This is a genomic window from Longimicrobium sp., from assembly GCF_036388275.1.
GTDB lineage: Bacteria > Gemmatimonadota > Gemmatimonadetes > Longimicrobiales > Longimicrobiaceae > Longimicrobium.
This window is the reverse complement of the sequence record NZ_DASVSF010000076.1, coordinates 63,770-88,031: the sequence shown is the minus strand read 5'-3', so window position 1 is coordinate 88,031 and position 24,262 is coordinate 63,770. Positions and strand designations below refer to the sequence as shown.

General features: G+C 70.1%; 25 protein-coding genes and 1 pseudogene. 14 read left to right on the top strand and 12 right to left on the bottom strand.

Going from position 1 to position 24,262, the window contains the following annotated elements; genetic code table 11:
• Positions 1-57 precede the first annotated feature (57 nt).
• The 3 genes from VF632_RS15865 to VF632_RS15855 all read left to right on the top strand — a co-directional run bounded on the left by VF632_RS15865 (position 58) and on the right by VF632_RS15855 (position 1,831).
• The gene (locus VF632_RS15865; protein ID WP_331023895.1) at positions 58-687 is read left to right on the top strand and encodes a YceI family protein; all 630 of its coding nucleotides are present in this window, start codon (positions 58-60) and stop codon (positions 685-687) included.
• 90 nt (positions 688-777) lie between these two features.
• The gene (locus VF632_RS15860) at positions 778-1,326 is read left to right on the top strand and encodes a DUF488 domain-containing protein (protein ID WP_331023894.1); all 549 of its coding nucleotides are present in this window, start codon (positions 778-780) and stop codon (positions 1,324-1,326) included.
• Positions 1,327-1,444: 118 nt separating this feature from the next.
• Positions 1,445-1,831, top strand: a complete 387-nt coding sequence (locus VF632_RS15855) for a response regulator (RefSeq protein WP_331023893.1) — start codon at positions 1,445-1,447, stop codon at positions 1,829-1,831.
• An 81-nt stretch (positions 1,832-1,912) separates the two neighbouring features.
• Here VF632_RS15855 and VF632_RS15850 read toward each other — a convergent pair whose 3' ends face one another.
• The 5 genes from VF632_RS15850 to VF632_RS15830 all read right to left on the bottom strand — a co-directional run bounded on the left by VF632_RS15850 (position 1,913) and on the right by VF632_RS15830 (position 5,113).
• The gene (locus VF632_RS15850; RefSeq protein WP_331023892.1) at positions 1,913-2,221 is read right to left on the bottom strand and encodes a DUF971 domain-containing protein; all 309 of its coding nucleotides are present in this window, start codon (positions 2,219-2,221) and stop codon (positions 1,913-1,915) included.
• A complete protein-coding gene (locus tag VF632_RS15845) occupies positions 2,218-3,375 on the bottom strand; it encodes a DUF2911 domain-containing protein (protein WP_331023891.1) in 1,158 nt (385 codons plus the stop codon). The genes VF632_RS15850 and VF632_RS15845 overlap by 4 nt, the downstream gene beginning before the upstream one ends.
• A 194-nt stretch (positions 3,376-3,569) precedes the next feature.
• Positions 3,570-4,643 carry a PDDEXK nuclease domain-containing protein gene (locus tag VF632_RS15840; protein WP_331023890.1) on the bottom strand — a complete coding sequence of 358 codons (1,074 nt, stop codon included), beginning with the start codon at positions 4,641-4,643 and terminating at the stop codon, positions 3,570-3,572.
• Positions 4,644-4,686: 43 nt separating this feature from the next.
• Positions 4,687-4,905, bottom strand: coding sequence for a hypothetical protein (locus VF632_RS15835; RefSeq protein ID WP_331023889.1), 219 nt, complete (start codon positions 4,903-4,905; stop codon positions 4,687-4,689).
• A gap of 22 nt (positions 4,906-4,927) precedes the next feature.
• Positions 4,928-5,113: a hypothetical protein gene (locus tag VF632_RS15830; protein WP_331023888.1), complete on the bottom strand. Its 186-nt coding sequence runs from the start codon at positions 5,111-5,113 to the stop codon at positions 4,928-4,930.
• 153 nt (positions 5,114-5,266) lie between these two features.
• Here VF632_RS15830 and VF632_RS15825 point away from each other — a divergent pair, with 153 nt between their 5' ends.
• From VF632_RS15825 to recF, 8 genes are all read left to right on the top strand, one after another.
• Positions 5,267-5,803 (top strand): GNAT family N-acetyltransferase, encoded by a 537-nt coding sequence (locus VF632_RS15825; protein WP_331023887.1) that lies wholly within the window; start codon positions 5,267-5,269, stop codon positions 5,801-5,803.
• Positions 5,803-6,729: a D-glycerate dehydrogenase gene (locus tag VF632_RS15820; RefSeq protein ID WP_331023886.1), complete on the top strand. Its 927-nt coding sequence runs from the start codon at positions 5,803-5,805 to the stop codon at positions 6,727-6,729. Before VF632_RS15825 ends, VF632_RS15820 begins: the two co-directional genes overlap by 1 nt.
• A complete protein-coding gene (locus VF632_RS15815) occupies positions 6,726-8,051 on the top strand; it encodes a glycerate kinase (protein ID WP_331023885.1) in 1,326 nt (441 codons plus the stop codon). Before VF632_RS15820 ends, VF632_RS15815 begins: the two co-directional genes overlap by 4 nt.
• Positions 8,052-8,191: 140 nt before the next feature.
• Positions 8,192-9,016 carry an enoyl-CoA hydratase-related protein gene (locus VF632_RS15810; protein WP_331023884.1) on the top strand — a complete coding sequence of 275 codons (825 nt, stop codon included), beginning with the start codon at positions 8,192-8,194 and terminating at the stop codon, positions 9,014-9,016.
• 17 nt (positions 9,017-9,033) lie between these two features.
• A complete protein-coding gene (locus tag VF632_RS15805) occupies positions 9,034-9,558 on the top strand; it encodes a methylated-DNA--[protein]-cysteine S-methyltransferase (RefSeq protein WP_331023883.1) in 525 nt (174 codons plus the stop codon).
• 88 nt (positions 9,559-9,646) lie between these two features.
• On the top strand, positions 9,647-10,345 hold the full coding sequence (locus VF632_RS15800; RefSeq protein WP_331023882.1) for a hypothetical protein: 699 nt from the start codon (positions 9,647-9,649) through the stop codon (positions 10,343-10,345).
• Positions 10,327-10,716 (top strand): DUF5615 family PIN-like protein, encoded by a 390-nt coding sequence (locus VF632_RS15795; protein WP_331023881.1) that lies wholly within the window; start codon positions 10,327-10,329, stop codon positions 10,714-10,716. The genes VF632_RS15800 and VF632_RS15795 overlap by 19 nt, the downstream gene beginning before the upstream one ends.
• Before the next feature lie 41 nt (positions 10,717-10,757).
• Positions 10,758-11,882, top strand: coding sequence for a DNA replication/repair protein RecF (recF, locus tag VF632_RS15790; RefSeq protein ID WP_331023880.1), 1,125 nt, complete (start codon positions 10,758-10,760; stop codon positions 11,880-11,882).
• Here the strand turns inward: recF and VF632_RS15785 are convergent, their stop codons facing one another.
• From VF632_RS15785 to VF632_RS15770, 4 genes are read right to left on the bottom strand one after another with little or no spacing between them, the layout of a single operon-like run.
• Positions 11,883-12,521 (bottom strand): hypothetical protein, encoded by a 639-nt coding sequence (locus VF632_RS15785; RefSeq protein ID WP_331023879.1) that lies wholly within the window; start codon positions 12,519-12,521, stop codon positions 11,883-11,885.
• Between the two features lie 19 nt (positions 12,522-12,540).
• Positions 12,541-13,014 (bottom strand): hypothetical protein, encoded by a 474-nt coding sequence (locus tag VF632_RS15780; RefSeq protein WP_331023878.1) that lies wholly within the window; start codon positions 13,012-13,014, stop codon positions 12,541-12,543.
• Positions 13,011-13,598 carry an RNA polymerase sigma factor gene (locus VF632_RS15775; RefSeq protein WP_331023877.1) on the bottom strand — a complete coding sequence of 196 codons (588 nt, stop codon included), beginning with the start codon at positions 13,596-13,598 and terminating at the stop codon, positions 13,011-13,013. The genes VF632_RS15780 and VF632_RS15775 overlap by 4 nt, the downstream gene beginning before the upstream one ends.
• 12 nt (positions 13,599-13,610) lie before the next feature.
• On the bottom strand, positions 13,611-14,693 hold the full coding sequence (locus VF632_RS15770; protein WP_331023876.1) for a S41 family peptidase: 1,083 nt from the start codon (positions 14,691-14,693) through the stop codon (positions 13,611-13,613).
• A gap of 196 nt (positions 14,694-14,889) precedes the next feature.
• Between VF632_RS15770 and VF632_RS15765 the strand changes: the two genes are divergently transcribed.
• Together VF632_RS15765 and gyrB are read left to right on the top strand one after the other, a co-directional pair.
• Positions 14,890-15,210: a DUF721 domain-containing protein gene (locus VF632_RS15765; RefSeq protein WP_331023875.1), complete on the top strand. Its 321-nt coding sequence runs from the start codon at positions 14,890-14,892 to the stop codon at positions 15,208-15,210.
• Positions 15,211-15,360: 150 nt separating this feature from the next.
• A complete protein-coding gene (gyrB, locus tag VF632_RS15760; RefSeq protein ID WP_331023874.1) occupies positions 15,361-17,328 on the top strand; it encodes a DNA topoisomerase (ATP-hydrolyzing) subunit B in 1,968 nt (655 codons plus the stop codon).
• A gap of 345 nt (positions 17,329-17,673) precedes the next feature.
• Here the strand turns inward: gyrB and VF632_RS15755 are convergent, their stop codons facing one another.
• The 3 genes and pseudogenes from VF632_RS15755 to VF632_RS28270 form a co-directional block, all read right to left on the bottom strand.
• Complete coding sequence (locus VF632_RS15755; RefSeq protein WP_331023873.1) at positions 17,674-18,462, bottom strand: hypothetical protein; 789 nt, start codon at positions 18,460-18,462, stop codon at positions 17,674-17,676.
• A gap of 448 nt (positions 18,463-18,910) precedes the next feature.
• Entirely contained in the window at positions 18,911-19,972 is a 1,062-nt protein-coding gene (locus VF632_RS15750; protein ID WP_331023872.1) for a hypothetical protein, read from the bottom strand.
• 1,138 nt (positions 19,973-21,110) lie between these two features.
• Positions 21,111-21,767, bottom strand: a pseudogene (locus VF632_RS28270) (carboxypeptidase regulatory-like domain-containing protein); the annotation flags it as partial.
• Between the two features lie 292 nt (positions 21,768-22,059).
• On the opposite strand from VF632_RS28270, the gene VF632_RS15740 reads away from it, so the two are divergent.
• The gene (locus tag VF632_RS15740; protein WP_331023870.1) at positions 22,060-24,243 is read left to right on the top strand and encodes a GAF domain-containing protein; all 2,184 of its coding nucleotides are present in this window, start codon (positions 22,060-22,062) and stop codon (positions 24,241-24,243) included.
• Positions 24,244-24,262 lie beyond the last annotated feature (19 nt).

The following is a 24,262-nucleotide window of genomic DNA, read 5'->3' as shown; positions in this document are numbered from 1 at the left end:
TCCGTTACCGTTCTTGCCGTGGTCAGCGTTTTTACCTTCTCCAAGAGATAAAGAGACATGCGGGTTCGTGGGATGATGGCCGTGGTGATGGTGCCGGCGCTGATGCTGTCGGCCGGTGTGGGCGGCGCGCGCGCGGCCGAGGCGCCGCCCGTGGCGGTGGCGGCGGCGCCGGTGAGGTGGCGGATCGACACGTCGCACTCGGAGCTCACCTTCCGCATCCGGCACCTGGTCAGCCGCGTGAGCGGGCAGTTCAACCAGTGGAGCGGCACCATCGTCGCCGACCCGGCCAGCCTGGCGGGCGGATCGGTGGAGGTCGACATCCAGACCGCCAGCATCGACACCAACAACGAACGGCGCGACACGCACCTTCGCTCCGCCGACTTCTTCGATGCCCCCAACCACCCCGTCATCACCTTCCGCAGCACCCGCGTGGCGGTGGATGGGCGCGAGCTGCGCGTGCACGGCAACCTCACCATCCGCGGCGTCACCCGGCCCGTGGTGCTGGAGGGCGAGCTGACGGAGGTCAGCGGCGCGGTGGGCAAGCGGCGCATCGGCTTCGAGGCGCAGACCACCATCGACCGCATGGATTACGGCGTCTCCTGGAACCGCGCGGCCGAAGCCGGCGGCGCGGTGCTGGGCGACGAGGTGCGCATCAGCATCGCCATCTCCGCGGTGGAACAGCCGTAACGACGGTAACGACGGTCGACACGGTAACGACGTGGGAACCACGCGACGCCGTGCCTTTCCGTCGTTACCGTTCTTACCGTAGTTACCGTCGTGACCATCTTCACCATCGGCCATTCCACCCGCACGACGGCCGAGTTCCTGGAGCTGCTGCGGGACAACGGCGTGCAGCTGCTGGTGGACGTGCGGCGCTTTCCCGGGTCTCGCCGCCATCCGCAGTTCGGGAGCGACGCGCTGGCGGCGGCGCTCGCCGAAGCCGGCATCGGCTACCGGCACGAGGAAGCGCTCGGCGGGCGGCGGACGACGGAGCGCGGCGCCGCCCCGTCGCCCAACACGGCGTGGCGGCACGCCGCCTTTCGCGCCTACGCCGACTATACGGCCACCCCGCCCTTCCAGGCCGCGCTGCAGCGGCTGATGGACGACGCGCGGGGGCGCACGCCGGCCATCATGTGCGCCGAAGCGGTGCCCTGGCGCTGCCACCGCCGCCTGATCACCGACGCGCTGCTGGCCCGCGGCGTTCCCGTGGCCGACATCATCGGCCCGGGGCCGGCGGCGGAGGCCCGCCTTTCTCCCCACGCCGTGGTGCACGCGGACGGACTCGTCACCTATCCCGCGACGCCGCAGCAGGACCTTTTCGGCTGACGCGGAGCTCGCCCCGGCTCCGTTCTTGCGGATTCTGCAGGGTTCAGCCCATCCACCCAGGCTGTTCCGCCGAGGCTCGGACACCCGGCGGCCATTTGCGCACGCTGCCGCCCCGCGGATGCCCAAGACCATCCTTCTCGTCGACGACCACGAAGACAACCGGGTGGCCCTGCTGGCCGTGCTGGAGCGCGAGGGCTATGGCACCCTCGACGCCGCCAATGGCCGCGACGCGGTGGAGCTGGTGCGCCAGCACATGCCCGACCTGGTGCTGATGGACCTGGCGATGCCGGTGATGGACGGGCGCCAGGCCATGCGCGTGCTGCGCGACGACCCGCGCACCGCCCGCGTGCCGATCGTGGTGCTCACCGCCATGGCGCTTTCGGTGGATCGCGACCGCATGATTGCCGAGGGCTTCGATGGCCTGCTGATCAAGCCCTGCATGCCCCCGCACCTGCTGCAGGAGGTACGCACGCTGATCGGCCCGCCGGAGAAGGCAGCCGGCTGATCGCGATCCGTCGAGATGAAAGCGAAGCCCACCCCGGCGCGGCCACGGTGGGCTTCCGTCATTCGGATCGGAGCGCGCGCCTCAGGTGGTGAGCGAAATCTCGCGCAGGTAGTCCCACGGGTAGATGCCCGTCCGGTGCCCGTCGCTCCAGTCGAACCGCAGCGCGTACTCGCCCACGTACTCCACCGAGAGTGGATGCACGTCCATGGGAATGCGCCCCGGGTCGATCAGGGGACGGCCCGTCATCTCGTCCACGCACCCCGCGCACGGGCAGCTCAGCCGCAGGTAGCGCGGCTGGTAGTCCGACACCGCGCCGTCCTTCCAGCGGATGCGGAGCTGCGACCCATCCTCCGTAGGCCCCACGTCCACGGGAGTGGTGTCGTCGCTCACGGTGCCACGGTGAACGGCGCCCGAACCTCCATGTCGCCCCACGACAGCACCAGCGCGCCGCCCTGCCCGTCTGGCTCCACCCGGATGGTGAACAGCTCCGCGGGTTCGCCCGTCACCGTGCGCACCTGCGCGGGAATGCGCGCCAGGTCCTGCTCCGGGTGGTACTCCGTTCCCCACTGCCCCGTCTGCTTGTTGACGATCAGCAGCCAGTTGTCGCGGCTGGGGAGCGAGAACAGGGTGTAGCTGCCCGCGGGCACGCGTGTGCCGCCGAACATCAGGTCGCGGTCCGTGCGGAACGCGGTGGCGTTGTTGGCGCCTGTGCGCCACACCTGGTCCCACGGCACCACCCCGCCCGCGATCTGCCGCCCACGCCGCGCCGGCCTTCCATACGCCACCGACACGTTCGCGCCGCCGACGGAGGCCACGACGGAGTCGCGCGGCGAGAGCGCGCCCATCGCCCGGCCGGTGCGCTCGGCCGCGGCGAACCGCGCCGCCACGTCGTACGCCGAGGTGGCGGCGATTCGCTCCACCGTCACCTTCCGCGTGCTGTTGGGGCTGGCGACGCCCAGCACCCGCCCGGCCGCATCCGTCGCGATCCGCGACTCGCCGGCGCCCGTGCGAAGGGTCACCGAGTCGCGGCCCAGGCGGCGGAGGGTGCCCGTGGTGGTCGCCGGGGCGCCGGGCGGGATCAGCGGCAGCACCACCGAGTCGCCGCGCATGGGGCGGGCGGCGCGCAGCGCGAGTTCCGCGAACGCGTACGAGTCGCCAATCCACGGCCAGGCTCCGTTGGGCGTGGCAACACGCAGGGTGCGCACGGTGTCACCCCGGGCAATGCGCACGTCGGCGCTGTCGCCACCCAGGCGAACGGTGATCACCTGCGGCAGCAGGGTGGGATCGTTCAGCACCTGCGAGTGCATCACCAGCCGCTGCACGGAGCCGTCGGCACGCAGGTCGGCGTCGATGCGGCGCAGCACGGTGCGCGGCGACCGCGACACCAGGTGGCTGCTCAGGTGGCGCGGCGTGCGGACGAACTGCTCGAACGCCACGGTATCGTTCCCCAGCGTGACGACGAAGCTGCCGCTCTCTCGCTGCGCGGCGGCGGGAAGGGCCAGCAGCGCGGCGAGCGCGGCGGGAAGGACTGTGCGGAGTTTCATGGATGATCCGTGAGGTGGCGTGGGCGCGAGACGACGCGGGCAATTGAGCGCTTCGGCATCCGTCCAACAAGCCCGCTCTGTTCACGGGGCGAATCGTCCAACAGCCTGTTGGACAATCGGACGCGAGTGGGCATGGACTCTACCCGAATCAATTGTGCAACAGGCCGTTGCACGAATCAGGGCCGCCCCACGCGTCAGGCCGCCAGCTCGTCCGCGCTGCCGATCTCCTTTTCCAGCTCCTGGACGGAGGGAAGGCTGCCGCGGAGCCGCTCGGGGAGCAGTTCCGTCAGCCGATACTCCGACACTCCGATCGGCCGCACGGAGCCGCGCAGCGCGTACTCGGCCACCACGCGGTTCCTTTCCTTGCACAGGATCAGCCCGATGCTGGGCTGGTCACCCTCGTGCCTGAGCTGGTCGTCGATCACGGAGAGGTAGAAGTTCATCTTCCCCGCGTGCTCGGGCTGGAACGCCCCGATCTTGAGGTCCACGACGACGAAGCAGCGCAGGTGAAGGTGGTAGAACAGCAGGTCCACGTGGTAGTCCTGCCCGCCCACCTCCAGGTGATACTGGCTGCCGACCAGCGCGAACCCCCGCCCGAGCTCCAGGAGAAAGTCGCGGACGTGCACCAGCAGCGCGCGCTCCAGGTCGCGCTCCCTGGCCTCGGTGCCCAGCTCCAGGAAGCCGAAGTGGTACGGGTCCTTGATCAGCTCGCGGGCAAGCTCGGAGCGCGTCGCCGAAAGAGTGAGATCGAAGTTCGTGATCGCATGCCCCTGGCGCGTGTAGAGCCCGCTCTCGATCTGGTGGGCGAGCACGGCCCGGCTCCAGCCGTTCTCCACCGTCTGGCGGACGTACCACTCGCGCTCCGCCGGGCTTTTGGCCTTGCCGAGAAGGAGGGTGATGTGGCCCCACGGAATTTGTGCAACAGCCTGTTGCACAAATTCCTCATCCGGGTACGCTTCGGCGAAGGCGCGCATGTACGCGAGATTTCTCGACGAGAAGCCGGAGCTGCCGGGAAACTCGCGCGAAAGGTCCTGCGACAGGCGCTGGATGACCTTGGCGCCCCAGCGCTGCTCGTTCTGCCGCACCAGGATCCGGCCGCCAATCTGCCAGTAGAGCAGGATCATCTCCCGGTTGACGGCCAGCGCGGCGCGCACCCGCGCCGCATGGATGCGCGCCTTCAAATCGTCGAGGAGCTCGCCGTAGCCGGCGAGTTCGGCCACGCCCGCGCCGGGTTCCCGCGGAGCCACGCCCTTGCGTTCGGAAGCCACTTTCCGTTCTCCACGGGTGAGGGGGATGGGACGCGGAGCGATGTCAGGGATCGCTGCAGTCGCGTTTGTAGCCGCAGTTGGGGCAGATGATCTTGCAGTTGTGGTCGAACATCACCGTCCCGCACAGCTCGCACTCGTGCACGGAGGGGATCTCGCGCTTCTGGAACAGGGAACGCACCGTCTCCTTAGCGGGGGCGGGCTCCGGCGGCGGCGCCGGGCGGGCGTGGAGGCGCGCGCACCAGCTCGGGTCGAAGTGGCTCATCGGGCGATTAGTTGGGGATCTGCTACTCGCGGGAGGCGCGCTCCGTCACCAGGATCTGCGGATCCAGCTGTTCCACCTCGTCCTGCGTCCCGCCGTCCCATCGCACGACGGCGTACAGCGCCATCGCGTCCACCACGCTTCCCTCGCGCCCGTCCGCGTGCCGAACGAGGTCGCCGCGCCGCAGGAAGTGGGCGCTCTCCAGTTGCATCGCTCGCCGCTCTCCGCCGTTTTCGGTTCCGCGCCGCCCCCCGGCCGCGCTCGCTCCCCCAACTTGACGCCCCCGCCCGGCGCGGGGCAACTTTCCGCGCCGGAATCGCCACTCCGGGGGCACCGCACCTCTTTCTGAACGACGGGAACCTACGTGGACAACGCGCCCGCCGCGCCGCTGGAAATTGAGACCGACCGCCTGGTCCTGCGCACCTTGGGGCCGGGGGACGAAGACCGCCTGCAGCGCGTCTTCGAGCGCTGCGCCGACCACTTCTCCGCGCTCACCGGCCGACCCGCGCCTGAGGCGAACGCCGGTGCCGCCGAACTGCGCGCCTCCACCGGCAGCCCCGGGCGCCAGGTGGCGCTGCTGACGCGGCTCGACACGGGCGAGGAGGTCGGCGCCGTGGGATGGTGGGCGGGCAACCCCGAGCCGGATCGCGCCCTGCTGGGGCTGCTGATGGTGGACCCCGCGCACCGCGGGCAGGGGCTGGCGGGCGAGGCGCTCGACGCGCTCGAGGTGTGGCTGGCGGGGCGCGGCATCAAGGCCATGCGCACCGCCTTCCAACGGCGCCGGCTTTCCGTGCACCCCATCGTCCGCGCGCTGGGATTTCGGGAGATGAGCATTCGCGATCACGCGCTCCTGGGCCTGAGCGGCGCCGGGATCAGCCTCTGGGAAAAGCCGATCGCCTGATGGCGCGAATCGTCACCACCTTTCCGCTCCCCGACGGCGCGTCGGAGCTGCTGCGCCCCCTCGGCCCGGTCGCGGGACCGGACGGCTGGCGCGACGCCCTGGCCGACGCCGAGGCGCTGCTGTGCCTGCTGACCGTCCGCGTGGACGAGGCCCTGCTGGACCTCGCGCCGCGGCTGAAGGTGGTGGCCAACGCCGTGGTGGGATACGAGCACGTGGACGTGGCGGCGTGCCGGGAGCGCGGCATCGTGGTCACCAACACCCCCGACGTGCTGACCGACGCCACGGCCGACCTGGCGTTCGCGCTCATCCTTTCCGCGGTTCGGGGACTCCCGCAGGCGGAGCGCAGCCTGCGCGCGGGCGAGTTCCACGGCTGGGGCTTCTGGGACTACCTGGGCGGCGACCTGTCGGGCAAGACGCTGGGGATCTTCGGGATGGGACGCATCGGGCAGGCGGTGGCGCGGAGGGCGTCGCCGTTCGGCATGCGGATCATCTATCACTCCCGCACCCACCTGACGGAGGACGCGGCGCTGGGGGCGGAATGGGTGGACTTCGACGCGCTGATCGCCCGCAGCGACGTGCTGAGCCTCCATGCGCCGCTGACGCCCGACACTCGGCACGCCATAAGCGCCGGGGTGCTGCGGCGGATGCGCCCGGGCTCGTTCCTCGTCAACACTGCCCGCGGCGCGCTGGTGGACGAGGCGGCGCTCGTGGATGCGCTTCGCGACGGGCCGCTGGCCGGCGCCGGGCTGGACGTGTATGAGCACGAGCCGCGCATTCACCCGGGGCTCCTGGAGCTGCCGAACGTGGTCCTGCTTCCTCACGTAGGCTCCGCGACGCGCGAAACGCGGACGCGAATGGCGATGCTGGCCGCGCGCAACGCCCACGCGGTGCTCTCCGGGCACCTCCCGCTGACCCCCGTCCAATGACCACGGCGCTTCGCGAGCATGCCCGGGTGATCCTGGATGCCGCCGTCGCCGCGGCCGACCCGCGCCTGGCAGTGGTCCGTGCGCTCCAGCGCGATGGCAGCCTCCTGCGGATCGGCGGGGAGCGCGAGATCGACCTGGCCGAGATCGACTGCGTGCTGGTGATCGGGGCCGGCAAGGCGGTGATCGGCATGGCGCGCGGCGCGCTGGAGGTGCTGGGCGATCTCGTCGCCGAGGGGACGATCACGACGAAGGACGGATACGCCGCCGAGCTGCCGAAGATGGAGGTTTGGGAGGCGGCGCATCCCGTTCCGGACACGCGTGGGCTGGCCGGAGCGGCGGATGCCCTGCGGCTGGCGCGGTCGGCGGGGCGGCGAGACCTGGTGCTGTGCCTGCTCTCCGGAGGCGCGTCGGCGCTGTGGCCTGCCCCCGTCCCGGGTGTGGTGCTTTCGGAGCTGCGGGAGGTGACGGAGCGGCTGCTGCGCAGCGGCGCGCGCATCGGCGAGGTGAACGCGGTTCGCAAGCACCTGTCGCGCATCGGCGGGGGATGGCTGGCGCACGCCGCGGCGCCGGCGCGCGTCGTCACGTTGGCCATCTCCGACGTGGTGGGCGGCAGCCTGAGCGCCATCGGCTCCGGCCCCACCGTGCCCGACACAACGACGTACGAAGACGCGCTGGACGTGCTCCTGCGCTACGAGATGCAGGTTCCGCCCTCCGTGCGCGCCCACCTGCAGGCCGGCGACGCGGGCGAGGTGCCGGAAACACCCAAGGAGTTCGACGCGGCGTTCCTCCACGCCTCCGCGCACGTGATCGCCGGCAATGCCGACGCCCTGCACGCCGCCGTGGCCGAAGCGGAGCGGCTGGGCTATCGCGCGCGGATCGTGGCCGACGACCTGGAGGGCGAAGCGTGCTCCGTCGGCGAGCAGCTCGGGCTTCTCGCGCGGAACACGCGCGCGGAGCGGCCGGACCGGCCCGTCGCGCTCCTGCTGGGCGGCGAAACGACGGTCACCGTCCAGGGCCGCGGACGTGGAGGGCGCAACCAGGAGCTCGCGCTTTCGGCCGCCATCGACCTGGAAGGCGACGCGGGCGTGCTGGTCGCATCGATGGGCACGGACGGCACCGACGGGCCCACGGACGCCGCGGGCGGGTTCGCGGACGGCGGCACCGTGGCGCGCGGACGCGCCCGCGGGATGGACGCGCGCGAGTCGCTGCGGCGCAACGATTCCCACACCTTTCTGCAGGCCGCGGGCGACCTGATCGTCACCGGTCCCACGGGCACCAACGTCAACGACGTCGTCCTCGTTCTCGTCGATCCCGCCCCGTAATTTCCGCCACGGACGGGCTACCTAACCCACCTGTGGCGCCTCCGACGCGCGTTGCTTTCAGGGTGTCCGCCCTGTAGCTTGTTGCCCTGCGGAAGCCGCTTCCGCACTCACGCACCTCGCACTCACGGACTGCCTTCATCATGGCCGAATACAGCAACCTTCAACTCGACGTGCAGGACCGGGTCGCCACGCTGTCCGTCAACCGGCCCGACAAGCTCAACGCGCTCAACGAGCAGACCATCCGCGAACTGGGCCAGGCGATGGACGAGATCACGGCGCGCGACGACGTGCGCGGGGTGATCCTGACCGGCGTGGGCGAAAAAGGCTTCGTCGCCGGCGCCGACATCGCCGAGCTGGCGAAGATGGGGCCGGTGGACGGCATCGACGTCAGCCGCCTGGGCCAGCGCGTGTTCCGGCAGATCGAGCTGTCGCGCAAGCCGGTGATCGCCGCCGTCAACGGCTTCGCGCTGGGGGGCGGATGCGAGCTGGCGCTGGCCTGCCACCTTCGCATCGCCAGCGAAAACGCGCAGTTCGGGCTGCCGGAGGTGAAGCTGGGCATCATCCCCGGCTACGGCGGCACCCTGCGCCTGCCGCGCATCGTGGGCAAGGGCCGCGCGCTGGAGCTGATGCTGACGGCGCAGTTCATCAAGGCCGAAGAGGCGTACCGCATCGGCCTGGTGAACAAGCTGGTGAGGCGCCCCGAGGCGGTGGAGGGCCAGGAGGCGCCCAGCCAGAAGGACGCGCTGATGGCCGAGGCGCGCCTCATGATGGCCACCATCATCGCCAACGGCCCCATCGCGCTGGGGCTGGCCATCGAGTGCACCACGCGCGGGATGGAGATGTCGCTGGACGACGGATTGGCGATGGAAAGCAACCTGTTCGGCCTGCTCGCCGCCACCGACGACATGCGCGAGGGGATGAACGCCTTCCTCGAGAAGCGGAAGGCGGAGTTCAAGGGCCGGTAAGAGGGGAAAGGAAGCCAATGAAGATGCGAATCGAGCCGACCTCGCGGGTGAATCGCCTGCTGCTGGCCTCGCCCGTTGGGCCGTTGTTCGTGGAGTACACCGACGAGGGGCTGAACGCCGTGCGCTTCTGGCAGCAGGGCGACCACCCGCCCGCCGGCACCCGCGTAGAGCCCACGCGCGACGACCCGATGGGGTGGCGGATCGCCGGGCAGCTGCGCGAGTACTTTGCCGGCGCGCGGCGCGAGTTCGACCTGCCCCTGAGCGCCGAGGGTACCGAGTTCCAGCAGCGCGTGTGGGCCGCGCTGTGCGACATTCCGTTCGGGCAGACGCGCTCGTACGTCGACATCGCCCGGGCCATCCGGAGCAAGGCGGCGCGGGCGATCGGCCAGGCAAACGCGCGGAACCCCATTCCCATCATCGTGCCGTGCCACCGCGTGCTCTCCGCTGGGGGCGGCATCGGGGGCTACATGGGATCGAGTGAAGAAGGGGATGGCGTGGCGCTCAAGCGCTGGCTGCTGCGCCACGAGGGCGTGGAAATCTGACGCGGGCGCGCGCACGATGTTTCCTTTTGCCGCTGAGGCTTTCGGGTTATCTTTGGCTGTTGGGGTTTTCTCGTGACCGGGAGGGCACATGCTTGGAACTGGCATCTACACGCCCGCGGAAGCCGCCTCGCTCCTCAAGGCGCCCGCCGATGAAGTGCGCCGCTGGGCGTTCGGGTACTCCCGCGTTCGCGACGGTGAGCGCGTGCGCTACCCCGCGCTGATCCGCACCGAGCTTCCCGAGATCGAGGGCCAGCGCGCGCTTACGTTCATCGAGCTCGTGGAGCTGATGTACATCAAGGCGTTCCGGAAGGCGGGCGCGCCGTGGCACCTGATCGACGAAGCCGCTGGCGTCGCCGCGCGCATGCTGGACACCGGGCACCCGTTCGCCACGCGAAAGTTCTTCGCCGATCCGCAAGGCATCTACGCGCTGCTCGACGAGGCGCCGGGTGAGGAGTCGCTGGTGGCGCTGGTGGGCCACGGCCAGCACGCCTTTCAGCCCATCGTGCAGCCGTACCTGGGGCAGCTGGACTTCGACCCGGCCGACGTGCCCACGCGCTGGTGGCCGCTGGGCCGCGAGAACGGCGTGGTCGTAGATCCCCAGGTGTCGTTCGGTGCGCCGGTGCTGGCCGATGCGGGCATCCCCACGCGAACCCTGGCCGACGTGTACGCGGGCGAGCAGGAGTACGACGCCGGCCGCGCGCTGAACCGCGTCGCATCCATGTACCGCATCACCCCTGCGCAGGTTGAACGCGCCGTGCAGTTCGAGGAATGGCGGGCGGCGGCGTAACCCTGCTCTTCGATGCCCACCTGCCGCCGGGGCTGGTCGAAGCACTGACCGTCCTCGGTGAGCAGGTGGAGCACGTCAACGAGCTCTTTGCCCCCGCCACGCCGGACGAAACCTGGATCCGCTACGCAGGCGAGCGGGGGTGGTGCATCGTCACCCGCGACGTGAGCATCACCCGCAAGGTGCACGAAGCGGCGGCGCTTCGCGATCACCGGGTGGGCGCGTTTTTTCTGCTGCCGGGCAAGAACTCGCCGCGGCTCTGCCAGATCGTGCAGACGGTGATCAAGCACTGGCCCGAGATCAAGCGGCTGTCCCGCGAGCGCCGCCCGTTCCAGTTCCAGGTGGGCGAGCGCAGCGTTCGCCGGCTTCGCTGAGTCCGCACTCCCGCACTCCCGCCCCGCACTCACGCACATCGTTGTTCCTCCACCGCCTGCACCTGCGCAACTACCGGAACTTCGCCGAGCAGGTGCTGGAGTTTCCGCCGCAGGGCGCCGCCATCGTAGGCGACAACGGGCAGGGGAAGACCAACCTGCTCGAGGCCGTCTACTACCTGGAAATCTTCCGCTCCTTCCGCGGCGCCCCCGACGAGCAGCTGGTGAGATTCGGCGAGGACGTCTTTCGCGCCGAGGCGCGCCTGGCCGACGCGTCGGGCGCGGACCGCTCCGTGTCGGCCGCGTTCGACCGGCGGGCGCGCAAGAAGAAGGTGACGGTGAACGGCGCCGAGCCCGAGCGGCTGGGCGCCGCGCTGGGGCAGGTGGGCGCGGTGATCTTTTCGCCGTCGGACGTGGAGATCGTGGCGGACGGGCCGGGCGGCAGGCGGCGGTTCCTGGACATCGTGCTTTCCCTGGCCGAGCCCGGCTACCTGGGCGCGCTGCAGCGCTACCGCCAAACGCTCTTCCAGCGCAACACGCTGCTGCGCAAGGGCAGCCCGCGCGCGCTGGTGGAGGCGTGGGACGAGGGGCTGATTACGGCCGGAAGCCGCGTGGTGGCGGCGCGGGACCGCTGGGTGGCGGAGCGGTCGAACAGCTTCGGCACGCACTACGAGCGCGTGGCGGGCGGGCAGCCGGGGCGGATGTCGTACACGCCCTCCGCGCCCGAGATGGGCGATGCGAAGGGCGAGGCGGAGATCGCCGCCGCCTTCCGCGAGGCGCTGGGCCGGGCGGCGGATCGCGAGCAGCGCCGCGGGATGACGCTCGTAGGGCCGCACCGCGACGACCTGCGCTTCACCACGGAGGGCGAGGGCGGCACGCTGGAATTGCGCACCTATGGCTCCGGCGGGCAGCAGCGGACGGGCGCCATCGCCCTGCGGATGGTGGAGGCCGAGACCATCCACCAGGCGCGCGGCCGCGAGCCCATCATCCTGCTGGACGACGTTTTCGCCGAGCTGGACCCCGGCCGCTCGCAGCGCATCGTCGACTGGATCGAGGCCGAAGAGGGGGGCCAGGTAATCCTGACCTCCCCCAAGCCCACCGATTTTCAGCTGCGGGGCGAAACGCTGCCACGCTGGAGCATCCGCGCGGGCGTCGTCGTCCCGGATTGATCAGCGAACCTCCGGGCGCATCACCACGATCCACGCGCCGGCGGCCGAACCCTCCTTCTGCGACCCGACGACCACCGTCTTCCCGGCCACCGCGGTGACAGAGCTCTGCATGGCACCGCCGGGTGCCGCGAGCGAGATGGAAACCTTCACCCGGTACTCGTTCCCCACCCGGGTGACCCGCTCCACCTGTCCCTGCAGGGCCGTGGGCCCGCCAGTACCCTGCGAAAACTTTCCTCCCTCGGTCACCTGCACGGTGGCTTCGCGCGCCAGGCGGTATCCATCGTAGCGGAAGAGGCCACGCAGCAGCGGCTCCACGTCTGCCAGGGCGCTGTCGCGCGTGGTGAAGCCGTTGGCCTCCACCACGCGAAAGTGGAGCACCACCTCCACGGGCGCCGCGTCGAATTTGGCCAGCACCGTCGCAATCTCTCCCTGCCGTGCGGGGCTCGTGCGCACCGTGATCAGCTTGTCGCTCCCGCTCAGGTATCCTCCATCGTCCACGTACGGGGTGACCAGCGTCATCGCCTCGTCCTTCGAAAGCCGGTGCAGCTCGTACGTGCGCACCTGCAGGTTGCGTCCGCTGTCGCAGGCGGCCAGCAGCAGCACCAGCACGGTGCTCGCGGCTCGGAAAAATCGGGTCATCGGATCAACTCCGTTCGGGTCAGTTGGATGGGTAGAGCCAGACCACGGTGATCTCGGGATCGCGGGTGGCAATCACCGCGGCGCTCTGTCCGGGGCCGGGCTCCACCAGGGACTCCTCGTGCATCATGTCGCGCTGGATTGCGGCCGCGGCCACCCGGGAGGATTCCGGGGGCGATGATGACGGCCGGCGCAGCACCAGCAGGAGCGAGGCGGCCGCCGCCAGCGGCAGGGCCGCGCGCAGTGTCCAGCGCCGCACGGCGGACGGGGCGCTTCCGATCGGTCGCACGCGCACCTCCTCCCGCACGCCCGCGGCGGACAGCGCGGCGAGCCCGGACGCGAGATCCGCCTGTGCCGCCAATATCCGCTGGGCTGCGCTCCGGCAGGCGTCGCAGCCGCGAAGGTGTCCGGCGAGCGCACCCGGAGCATCCGCGTGCAGTTCCGCGGGCTCGGCTTCCAGCATTTGGTCCAGCGCCTGGGCGCAGGTCATCGTCACCGGTCTTCCCTCAGGGTGGGGTACGTTTCCAGGAGCCGCTCCCGCAGCGCGCGCCGGCCGCGGAACAGGTGGGTGCGCGCCGTGGCGGGTTCGATCTCCAGCATCTCCGCCGCCTGGGCCGCGGTGTAGCCCTGCAGGTCCACCAGGTCCACCAGCTCGCGCTGGCGGTCGGGGAGCCCGGCGAAGAACCCGTGGACCGTGTCCGCGATGCGGCGGTCGGGCAGCCCCGCGATCCGCTCGTCCATCGCGGCGGTGACCGTTTCGTCCGAAGCCAGGCCGTGCACCTCGCTGCGACGGCGGCTGCGGCGGTGGAGCTCGGCGGCGGCGTTTGCCGCGAGGCGGTACAGCCAGGTGCTGAATCGCGAGCGCCCACCGAACTGGTGCAGCCGCCGGTGAAGGGCCATCGACACCTCCTGCGCCACGTCGTCGGCGTCGTCGGGGTCTCCCGTGCGAACGAGGGCCCAGCGGTACACCCGCTCCCGCGAGGCCGCCAGCAGGGCGGCGATGGCGGGGCCGGCGTCCGAAGGCGACGACCTCGCGGCGGCGGCCAGCGCCTCCAGGTCGCCCGGCAGCTCATCGCCCACGGCCACTCCTCTTCACGGTGCGGACGCCCGGCCGCGCAGCCGCTCCAGCGCCTCGCGCCACATCGGCGCGCGCGGGGAGTCCGGGCGCTCCGCCAGCAGCTTCTGGAGCGCCGCCGTGTGCGCGGTCGCAAGTCCCTCGCGCGGCGCGGCGGCGATGTCGGGCTGGATGCCCGCGCCCTCCCAGTTGCCCCCCGTCACGGCGTCGGCCACGCGTGCGGTGGGGACGAAGACGGCGAAGTGTTCGTTCATCTGCTGCCACTCGCCCGGGTTGGCGCCGCCCCGCGTGCGCTCGCCCACCACGGTCGCCCGGCCACGCATCCGCAGGCCGTAGGTGAACCCCTCCGCGCCGGAGTAGGTGCGCGCGGCGGTCAGCACGAAGACGGGGCGGTCCAGGTAGCGCGGCGCCGGGAGCACCGAATCCGTCACCGCGCGCACGGAGTCTGCCGGGTCGCGGCGATGGAGAGTGGACACGTGCACCCCGGGCGGAAGGAAGTACGAGACGAAGGCGTTCACCGTCTGCGCGTGTCCGCCGCCGTTGGTCTGCAGGTCCACGATGATCGCGTCGGTGTTGGACAGGAACCGCATGGCCGCCGCCATCACGGGGCCGGCGTCTTCCAGGGGCTCGAACCGGCCCACCTCGATGTATCCCACGTTGCCGTCCAGCCTTTCCACGCGGTGCCATCCGAAGTTGCGCGCCGCCGCGGCCTCGCGCTGCCTGCGCGCCTCGTCCGGGGAAGGTGCGCCCCCGGCGGACATGGGGCGCGGGCGCACGCTGAACACCACCTGCAGGTGGCTGTCGCTGCCGATGCGCCGCAGGTCGGCGGTCAGGGTGTCGGTGAGCGCCGAAGCGGTGCCCAGCGCACCGTAGCGCCCGGCGCGGTGCAGCGCCATGACTCCGTCGCTCACCCGCCGGCCGACGGCGGGGTTCACGTAGCCGTCGCCGACGCGCTGGGCGACGAAGGCCACCAGGCGGTCGCGGGTGGCGGGGTCGACGGGAAGATCGTCGTTCTGCTGCGCCGCGGCCGGGGCGGCGACGGCCAGGAACAGCGCGGTCATGGCCAGACGAAGAGCGATGGGAAGGGAAGCGGATGACATGGAGATGGTCTTTCGCTGGAGCAATTGCGGGCGGGGAGGCCAGCCCCGCCCGCGGAAGGTGCCGGGCGCCCGACGGGGTTACGGGTGTGTGACGGAGGACGCGCGGAAAGTGTTTACACGGGGCGCCGGTGGTTTCGTACGCGCGCGCGCGATGCTACATTGTACCTCCGTCCTGCATCGCCAGATTCCCCACGCCGTGAGCCGCAAGCGAGAGCCCAGCACCGGACAGCCCCAGGCCGTGGGCGACGTCCTTGCGCGCTACCTTGCCCGCAGCGGGCTGGCGCCCAAGGTAGAGGCCGCGGCCGTGATCCCCGAGTGGGAGCAGCGCGTGGGCCCGGGCATCGCCGCCGTCACCGAGCCGCTGCGCGTTTCCGAGGGCACCCTGTTCGTGGCCGTCAATACCAGCGCGTGGATGATGGAGCTGAACATGATGAAGCACGACCTGATGCGGCACGTGAACGCCGGCAAGAAGGACGGCCGCATCGAGCAGATCGTCTTCGTGATGAGGAACGGGTAGTTGGGACAGTGCCAAGTGACTAGTGCCAAGTACCAGACGGCGTTACTTGGCACTTGGTACCTGGCACTCGGTACCTGTCCCTGAACTTCGGCGTCCATACGGTGTACTGGATGCACTGATTACGTAACCGGAACACGATACCCCGAAGCCATGTCTATCAACGGCGCAGAGAGCGATTACAACGCTGGGCAAATCCAGGTGCTCAAGGGCCTGGAGGCGGTTCGCAAGCGCCCGGGCATGTACATCGGCTCCACCAGCGCGCGGGGCCTTCACCACCTGGTGTACGAGGTGGTCGACAACTCCATCGACGAGGCGCTGGCCGGCTTCGCCGACCGGGTAGACGTCACCATCCACGCCGACAACAGCATCACCGTGGTCGACAACGGTCGCGGCATTCCCGTGGGCATGCACCCCACCGAGGGCGTGCCCGCGGTGGAGCTGGCGCTGACGGTGCTTCACGCGGGCGGCAAGTTCGAAAACCAGGAGGGCGGCTCGTACAAGGTGTCGGGCGGCCTTCACGGCGTGGGCGTGTCGGTGGTGAACGCGCTTTCCGAGTGGCTTCGCCTGGTGGTGAAGCGCGAGGGGCACGTGCACGAAATGGCCTTCGCGCGCGGCGACAAGACGCAGGAGCTGACGGTTACGGGCGACACGACGGAGTCGGGAACCACCGTCACCTTCAAGCCCGACCCGCAGATCTTCGAAGAGACCACCTACTCGTTCGATACGCTCAGCAATCGCCTTCGCGAGCTGGCGTTCCTGAACAAGGGCGTGTTCATCTCGCTGGCCGACGAGCGGACGGAAGAGGGGCAGGAGCCGAAGCGCGACGACTACCACTACGAGGGCGGCCTGCGCGAGTTCGTGGAGCACCTGCGCGGCACCCGCAAGCCGCTGCACGCCGAGGTCATCTACATCGAGGCCAGCCGCGCCGAGGCCGAGATCGAGATCGCCCTGCAGTACGACGACGGGTACAACGAGAACACGTTCACCTTCGTCAACAACATCAACACCCACGAGGGCGGCACCCACCTCACGGGCTTCAAGGCGGCGCTCACGCGCTCCATCAACGAGTACGCGCGCAAGTCGGGGCTGTTCAAGAAGGGCGGGCTCGACGCGCTCTCCGGCGACGACGTGCGCGAGGGCCTTACGGCCGTCATCAGCGTAAAGGTGCGCGAGCCGCAGTTCGAGGGGCAGACCAAGACCAAGCTCGGCAACAGCGAGGTGAAGGGCGCCGTCGAGGCGGTGGTCAACCAGAAGCTCAGCGAGTTCCTGGACGAAACGCCGGGCATCGGCCGGGCGATCATCGAAAAGGCCATCTCGGCCGCCCGTGCGCGCGAGGCTGCCCGCAAGGCGCGCGACCTCACCCGCAAGAAGAGCGCGCTGGAAACGGGCGTTCTGCCGGGCAAGCTGGCCGACTGCTCGTCGAGCAACCCCGAGCTCACCGAGCTGTACATCGTGGAGGGCGACAGCGCCGGCGGCAGCGCCAAGCAGGGGCGCAAGCGGGAGTTCCAGGCCATCCTGCCGCTGAAGGGCAAGATCCTGAACGTGGAAAAGGCGCGCTTCGACAAGGTGCTGAGCAACGACGAGATCCGCGCCATCATCACGGCGATCGGCACGGGGATCGGCGACGACGAGTTCAGCCTGACGAACGCGCGGTACCACAAGGTCATCATCATGACCGACGCCGACGTCGACGGCAGCCACATCCGCACCCTGCTGCTGACCTTCTTCTTCCGGCAGATGCGTCAGCTGCTGGACGAGGGCTACATCTACATCGCCCAGCCGCCGCTGTACTTGGTAAAGAAGGGCAAGCAGGAGCACTACGCCTACAGCGACGCCGAGCGCGACACCATCCTGGCCCGCTTCAAGGGGAACGGCGATGGCGAGGGCAAGAGCGAGCGCGGCATTCACGTGCAGCGCTACAAAGGCCTGGGCGAGATGAACCCCGAGCAGCTGTGGAAGACCACCATGGACCCCGACACGCGCACACTCCTGCAGGTGACCATGGAGGACGCGGTGGAGGCCGACAGCGTGTTCACCAAGCTGATGGGCGAAGAGGTGGAGCCCCGCCGCCAGTTCATCGAGGAGAACGCGCGCTACGTCCGCTTTCTGGATGTGTGACGGCCCGCTGTCGATGCACGGAAGTACGTGAACAGGTTTCGCGGAAGTGCTTGGATACTGCCACGATCCTGCCAAGGTCGCTATTCGGGCTCGCCCGGGGTTACCGTAGGTGGTCCGATCTGGGGGGCTACAGATGGCCAGAGCCGCGCTCGGCGCCCTTGGGCTCAATGGGCTACCCCGCAGGAGGGGTGAGTTCGTGCGTCTGCACCGGTCCCTGATCCGGGGCGCCGTTGAGATGCTCGCATCTCTGTCTGAGCGGCTTGCCCTCTCATCACTGTAGACCCGCGTCGCCGTCGTCCTGAGCCCCCCATCTCGCTCGTCGCCAACGGACCACATCCGGTGCTGTCAGAACAGCCAAGGGGTCCATCGTAAGTACCTGAGGTTGAGCGGGTCCATGACCTCGGGCAGGCGGTCGAAGCGGCCCACCAACTTCTCGGCTCTCGGACTCATCCACCCCAGAAGCTCCAGAATCTCGCGCCGAATTGTCATGGGATTCCATGGCAATCCCTTGCCCGCGGAGTACGGATGGATCCGCTCGTGGTGCATGACGCGGTTCCGAACCACGAGCAGATGTCTCAAGCGGCTTCGGATGACGTTGAGCGGTACGCTTGGTTTCTTGTGTGGGAACACTGCCGGTAGAAGCTCTGGCCAGAAATTTCCCGGCGCATCGCGGGTCCCTGAGTAATCGGTATCGAAGAGGAACACCCAAAAGCTGAAGGGAAGAGCTGCTACCAGACGCCCAGGAGTCCGCATCCGCCGAGCTGAAGCCAAACCGGGCCCATACTGTCGCCTAAGCTCCTTGTGAACCTTGTTTTTGGCCTCTACAACGTGCTTCTGGTGGGATTCCGTGACAGGGCCTGCCGTCGCGTCGAGCCAGGACGGATAGTCGTGGTACTGGTCCGGTAGGTCGGCTTCGATCGGGTACTTGGCCGACACGGCCTCGTTCAGGCGGTTGCGGAGAACGACTTCTACAGCGTGCAGCAGAGGATGCAGGGCCTCCGCAATCGCCGCATTGAGCAGGTACCGGCCTACGAGTACCTTGTCGCTCTCGTCGTCCTTATCGCGAAATCCCTCGAGTCGATCCCGAGAGAGTATCTCCACCGCTTCTGGGTCAGCCCCTTGCATTATGCTCATGAGTCGTGTACATTCGTCGTCGGAGCCCAGGGACCTCTGCCGCAAGGCATCTCCCCGGGACTGTCAGGGCCCCTTGGGATTCAGATCCCAAGGGGCCCTGCGCGTTTCCCATGGGCTGCTCCTCAGAGCAGCGAAGATCCTTAGGGAGAACAATCTACCGGCGCGGTCTTCTCCGTTCAACTCCACCTCGACCTCCCGAGGTGCCGATCAGGTCCCCAGCGTGTCCTCAAGAGCGAGCTGAGCCTCTTCGGCCTCGACCGCGCCCACGACAGATGTCGCATCGGACGCTGTGTTCAAGGACTTACGTTAAAAGCGTCCAAGTATTTCGGTCAAACGACACCCTGCAGGTCGGCTGGCCGTGGCAAGCGGCGTGGACAAGAGGCCGGCGGGGAGTGATTCCCCGCCGGCCTCTTGTCCTGACGCGCCGGGATCGCGGCGGCTCCTTCCGCTAGAACCGTACGTCGAGCCGGGTGGTCACGGTGCGCGGAAGGGGCTGGGTGAAGAACTCGGCGAAGACCAGGGAATTGGCGCCCTGGTAGTTCGTTTCCGGGTCCAGGCCGGTGTACGGCGTCCAGGTCGCCAGGTTGCGGCCCGCGATCGTAAGCTCCGCGCCGCGGCCTCCAAGCAGGCGGGCCCAGCGCCCGGGCACCGAGAGCGTGACCGCCGCCTCGCGCACGCGGGTGAAGCTCGCGTCCTCCACCTGGAGGTAGCCGGGCACGGCGAAGGCCACCAGCCGCGCCTGCTCTTCCAGGGACGCCGACGGATCGTAGCTGGCGCGGCACGCCTGTACGGGGGAGTGGCAACGGAACCGGTCCGTGACGTTGGCCCGGTGCACCCCACCCTGGTGGTCCAGCAGTGCCGAGAGTTCCACCCAGCCCAGCCGGATCCGGCCGCGGAGCCCGAGCATGCGGGTGGGATCGGGCGAACCGGCGAACTCCGGGTCGTCGCTCACCTGCACCTCGCACGCGGACGTGTCGGAGGTGGTGCACCCGGCGTTGCCGATCACGCCGTCGCCGTTGCGGTCCGCGAACCCCGTGATCCGCCGTACGTAGAACCCGCCCACCGGAAACCCCTCGCGGGCGAACTGGCCCGTGATGCCGAGGATGATGGGCCCGCCTTCGAGCTCCTCCAGCCGGTTCCGGTTCACTGCCCCGGTGGCCACCAGCTCCCACTGCAGCCCCGCCGCGGGCGGCGCCCCCACCCTCACCCGCGCCTCGCCGCCGCGGTTGCCCACCCGCCCCGATCGCGGGATCTGTGAGAAGTTCGGCCCGTTCACCAGGGCGAGGACTCCCTCCGTGTGCCGGGCGTACGCCGTCAGCGATAGCTCCAGCCATCCCCCCCAAAGCTCCGCATCGACCCCACCTTCCACTTCCGTGTGGCGCTGTGGTGTCGAAGGCTTCTCGTCGGGCAGGCAGCCGCCCTGGGGGCACGGCTGCGGGAACGCCGTCAGCAACTCCGCCGGGTGCCGCTCCGCCTGCCCGTACGCGGCGCGCACCCGCAACCCGTCCATACCACGCCGCGCGCGGGAAGAGCGGCACCTCCCACGTGGCGCCCAGCGCACCCGACAGAAGCCGGTGCCCCCACGCCAGCGATTCGCCGCCACGCACGGTGAGCGACGCAAGCACGCGGTTGCGCCACGACACGCCCTGGCGCACGTAGAGAGCCTTCGTTTCGTCGCGCCCGCGCTGCGTGCTCGTGCTGAATGTGCCGCCACGCCTGTATTCCTGGTGTGCGTACAGGCGGGTGGACCACCGCTCCGCGCCCAGCACCGTAGAAAGGAGGAGGTCGAACGGGGCGGCGTACTCGGCGCGGGCGAACACGTCGGCGTTGCGCCGTGTCCGGTCCGTTTCCGCGACGTGGGTGATTTCCTCTCCGGGGAGCCGCCCGTCGTAATGCTCGTGGGGCACCTCATCCGTCAGCACGTCGTCGATGCCGTATTGGCCTCCGACGGTCAGCCAGGTGAGCGGCGACCAGCGAACGGAAGCGGTGGCGACGGTACGGCGGGCGTCCTGCGTTACGCCCAGCGTGTCGCGCTCCGCCTGCGTGAGCAGGTCGAAGCCCCGGCGGAGGGAGTCGGCGCCGAAGGGAAAACCCGCCAGGGCGTTGACGATCGTCCCGTGAAGACTCGCGTCCTCGTTGGGCAGTTCCAGCGCGTTGCGCAGGTGGAGCGCCGAGCCCGACACCTGCAAGCCGAACCCCGGCGTGAGGGTGAAGGAGCCACGTGCCTCCTCGCGGGCGCGAGAGTCGCGGCGCAGCACCCCCAGGTCGCGCTCGGCGGTGCCGCCGGCGTGGTACAGCAGCGGCCCCGCCCCGCCCGAGTACGACGCGCCCACCCGGCGCGTGCCCCCGGTGCGAAAGGGGCTCGCCCGTTCGATCGCGTCGTAGGAAAGGAGCGAGTCGCCCACCGGTGTGCACGTTCCGGCTGCCTGTCTGGCCAGGGTACACACGGGGGTCATCGACCCATTGGGCAACCGCCCGAGCCGCCCGTAGATGGTGGGATAGTCGGCGACGTCGCTCCGGACCCCCGCCTCGGCGAAGCCGTGAACCCGGGGGGGGCCCGCGACTCCGCGCCGCGTATGGAATTCGATCGCCCCGTTCGACCCCTGCGGTCCATACCGGGCGATGGCGGCGGGTGCGGAGAGCACTTCCACCCGCTCGAAGGCGTCGGGAACGAAGTCGTCGAGGCGGGACGGGCGCTGCCCCGTCGTCAGGAAGAGAACGAGGTCGTTGGCCCCGCTCACCACGCGCACGCCGTCCACCACCACCAGCGGCTCGCCCGCGAGCTCGATCCCTGACGCGCCGCGAAGCCGCAGCCGTGATCCCGAGGCGACCGCGCCGCTCCCGGGGCGCACCTGCAGCCCGGGGACGCGTCCGGCCAGCAGCTGGGGGAGCGTCCGCGCGGCGGCCAGCTGCCCGGCGCCCGGCACCATGGAGTCGCGGCGCACGCCGGCACGCCACTCCGCGGTGTCGGGGGGCGGCACCACCAGGTCGTCGATCTGCACCGCCTGTGGCCTCAGCACGAAGTCTACCTGCGCCACCTCGCCTTCCCGGATGTCGAGCGTTCGCGATTCCACCGCGTAGCCGATTCGCGCGGCGACCACCGTAGCCCTGCCCGGCGCCACGCGCAGCGCGTAGCTCCCCTGCGCATCGGTGACGGTGTTCGCGTCGCCCGCACGCAGGGAGACGCCTGCCACGGGACTCCCGGCTGGGTCGGTGGCGCGGCCCTGCAGGCGGGCGGTTTGCTGCGCGCCGGCGGCGGAGGCGGACAGCACGAGGCAGAGCACCGCGGCAAAAAGCGATTTCATCGGAAAGGCCAGGAGAGATCGATACGGAATGCGTGGTTTCGGAGCCGGTGATGTCGTGCCCGGCGGGAATCCACGCGGGCCCGGAACAGGCTGCAACCCGCCCGTGTTCGCGGGTCGAGAGCCGGAAAGTGGGTCCCGTGGCACGATAAACGTGTGTGTTCGGCGAGACGGGGGCAAGAGCCGCGGCGGGGCGCGCGGGGTGTCCGGTGAGGATGTTGCATGGGATGCGGCGCTCGCACCCGCGCGGGCGGAAGCCGCCGCCGGGATCTCCACCGCCGCCCGGTGACGGCTCGTGAACGGTCCTGATCATTACCGCCGCCAGCTGGAGACGGTGGCGGAGAACGCCACGCTGGCGCTGTTCATCATGGACGAGCAGCAGCGCTGCACGTACATGAACCGCGCGGCCGAGGAGCTCACGGGCTTCCGGCTGCAGGAGCTGCAGGGCAAGGCGCTTCACTACTACGTCCACCACACCCGCCCCGACGGCACTCCCTATCCCCTGGAGGAGTGCCCCATCGACCAGGCGTTTCCCCAGAACATGCGCGAGCAGGGCGAGGAGACGTTCGTCCACAAGGACGGGCACTTCTACCCCGTGGCGTTCACCGCCAGCCCCATCCGTCAGGAGGGCCGCACGGTGGGCACCATCATCGAGGTGCGCGACATCAGCGAGGCGGTGCGGGTGGAGCGGCGGCTGGCCTTCCTGGCGGCGCTGGGCCAGGCGCTGCAGCCGCTGACGGACCCGGACCAGGTGGTGGCCACCGCCGCCCGCCTTCTCGGCGAGCACCTTGGGGTGGACCGCTGCGCCTATGCCGAGGTGGAGGCCGACGAGGACCACTTCGTCCTGACCGGCGACTACACGCGGGGCGACACGGCCAGCATCGTGGGGCGCTACGCGATGTCGGCGTTCGGCGCCGAGGCGCTGCGGCTGATGCGGCGGGACGAACCCTACGTCGTGGACGACATGGCCGCGGACCCGCGCGTGTCCGGGGCGGACCGCGCCGCGTACGAGCAGACGCAGATCCGCGCCGTGATCTCCATGCCGCTGCACAAAGCCGGGCGCTTCGTGGCGGGGATGGCGGTGCACCAGCGTGCGCCCCGGCACTGGCTGAGCGAAGACGTGGAGCTGCTGCGCACCGTGACGCAGCGCTGCTGGGAGTCCATCGAGCGGGCACGCGCGCTGCGCAGCCTGCAGGAAAGCGAGCGCCGCCTGCGCACCGCCCTGGCCGAGGCCGAGGCCGCCCGCGACCGCGCCGAGCGCCTGCAGGCGCTTACGGCGGCGCTGGCGCGCGCCCGCACGGTGGACGACGTGGCGACCGTCGTCGTGGCCGACATGGTGGTGGCGCAGGGGGCGAAGACCGGGGCGCTGGCCGTCCGCGAAGCCGACGGCGAGGCGCTGGTGCTGCTGCGCACGGTCGGCTTTCCCGAGCCGGTGCCGGCGCACGTGAAGCGGCAGCGGCTGGACTTCCGCAGCCCCCTGACGGAGTGCTTCCGCACGCAGTCGCCCGTGTGGATCGAAAGGCGCGGAGGGCCGGAGGGGCTTGACGCACGCTTTTCGTCCATCGCGCCCGTGTGGGACGCGCTGGGCGTAGCATCCGCGGCCTTCGTTCCCCTGCTGGTGGCGGGCGAAACGGTGGGCGTGATCTCGTTCTCGTTCCATGCACCCCGCGCGTTCACCGCCGGGGAGCGCGCCTTTCTCCTGGCCGTGGGGCAGCAGGCCGCTCTGGCGGTGGAGCGCGCCCGGCTGTTCGAGGCCGAGCACGCCGCCCGCGCCGAGGCCGAGCGCGCCAACCGCGCCAAGAGCGAGTTCCTGGCCGTGATGAGCCACGAGCTGCGCACCCCGCTGAACGCCATCGGCGGGTACGCGGAGTTGATGGAGCTGGGGATCCGCGGGCCCGTCACCGAGCAGCAGTTCGAGGACCTGCGGCGCATCCAGGTGAGCCAGCGGCACCTGCTGGGGCTGATCAACGAGGTGCTGAACTACGCGCGGCTGGAAACGGGCACCGTGCGCTACGACATGGCCGACGTGAGCCTGGGCGATGCACTCGCCGCCGCCGAGGCGCTGGTGGCGCCGCAGGCCGGGGCCAAGAAGCTGTCGCTTTCCGTCACCCGGTGCCCGCCCGGGCTGACCGCCCGCGCCGACGCCGAGAAGGTGCGGCAGATCCTGGTGAACCTGCTTTCCAACGCGGTGAAGTTCACCGGGCCCGGCGGCCGCGTGGAGCTGGCGTGCGAGTCCGCCGGAACCGACGTGCACGTCCTGGTGCGCGACACGGGCATCGGCATCGCGCCCGACCAGATGGAGCGCATCTTCGAGCCGTTCGTGCAGGTGCGGGCAGACCTGGCGCGCACGGCCGAAGGCACGGGGCTGGGGCTGGCCATCAGCCGCGACCTGGCGCGCGGCATGGGGGGCGACCTGACGGCCCAAAGCACGCCGGACGCGGGCAGCACCTTCACGCTCACCCTTCCCGCGGCGGAATAGCCGGTCTCAGCTTTCCCTC

What these genes read in the sequence shown, in the direction of transcription:
- gyrB (WP_331023874.1), top strand. Translation starts at nt 15,361, where the DNA reads ATGTCTATCAACGGCGCAGAGAGCGATTACAACGCTGGGCAAATCCAG.
- VF632_RS15830 (WP_331023888.1), bottom strand. Translation starts at nt 5,113, where the DNA reads ATGCAACTGGAGAGCGCCCACTTCCTGCGGCGCGGCGACCTCGTTCGG.
- VF632_RS15750 (WP_331023872.1), bottom strand. Translation starts at nt 19,972, where the DNA reads ATGGACGGGTTGCGGGTGCGCGCCGCGTACGGGCAGGCGGAGCGGCAC.
- VF632_RS15755 (WP_331023873.1), bottom strand. Translation starts at nt 18,462, where the DNA reads ATGAGCATAATGCAAGGGGCTGACCCAGAAGCGGTGGAGATACTCTCT.
- VF632_RS15805 (WP_331023883.1), top strand. Translation starts at nt 9,034, where the DNA reads ATGAAGATGCGAATCGAGCCGACCTCGCGGGTGAATCGCCTGCTGCTG.
- VF632_RS15785 (WP_331023879.1), bottom strand. Translation starts at nt 12,521, where the DNA reads ATGACCCGATTTTTCCGAGCCGCGAGCACCGTGCTGGTGCTGCTGCTG.
- VF632_RS15855 (WP_331023893.1), top strand. Translation starts at nt 1,445, where the DNA reads ATGCCCAAGACCATCCTTCTCGTCGACGACCACGAAGACAACCGGGTG.
- VF632_RS15845 (WP_331023891.1), bottom strand. Translation starts at nt 3,375, where the DNA reads ATGAAACTCCGCACAGTCCTTCCCGCCGCGCTCGCCGCGCTGCTGGCC.
- VF632_RS15770 (WP_331023876.1), bottom strand. Translation starts at nt 14,693, where the DNA reads ATGTCATCCGCTTCCCTTCCCATCGCTCTTCGTCTGGCCATGACCGCG.
- VF632_RS15815 (WP_331023885.1), top strand. Translation starts at nt 6,726, where the DNA reads ATGACCACGGCGCTTCGCGAGCATGCCCGGGTGATCCTGGATGCCGCC.
- VF632_RS15835 (WP_331023889.1), bottom strand. Translation starts at nt 4,905, where the DNA reads ATGAGCCACTTCGACCCGAGCTGGTGCGCGCGCCTCCACGCCCGCCCG.
- VF632_RS15795 (WP_331023881.1), top strand. Translation starts at nt 10,327, where the DNA reads ATGGCGGGCGGCGGCGTAACCCTGCTCTTCGATGCCCACCTGCCGCCG.
- VF632_RS15810 (WP_331023884.1), top strand. Translation starts at nt 8,192, where the DNA reads ATGGCCGAATACAGCAACCTTCAACTCGACGTGCAGGACCGGGTCGCC.
- VF632_RS15800 (WP_331023882.1), top strand. Translation starts at nt 9,647, where the DNA reads ATGCTTGGAACTGGCATCTACACGCCCGCGGAAGCCGCCTCGCTCCTC.
- VF632_RS15865 (WP_331023895.1), top strand. Translation starts at nt 58, where the DNA reads ATGCGGGTTCGTGGGATGATGGCCGTGGTGATGGTGCCGGCGCTGATG.
- VF632_RS15820 (WP_331023886.1), top strand. Translation starts at nt 5,803, where the DNA reads ATGGCGCGAATCGTCACCACCTTTCCGCTCCCCGACGGCGCGTCGGAG.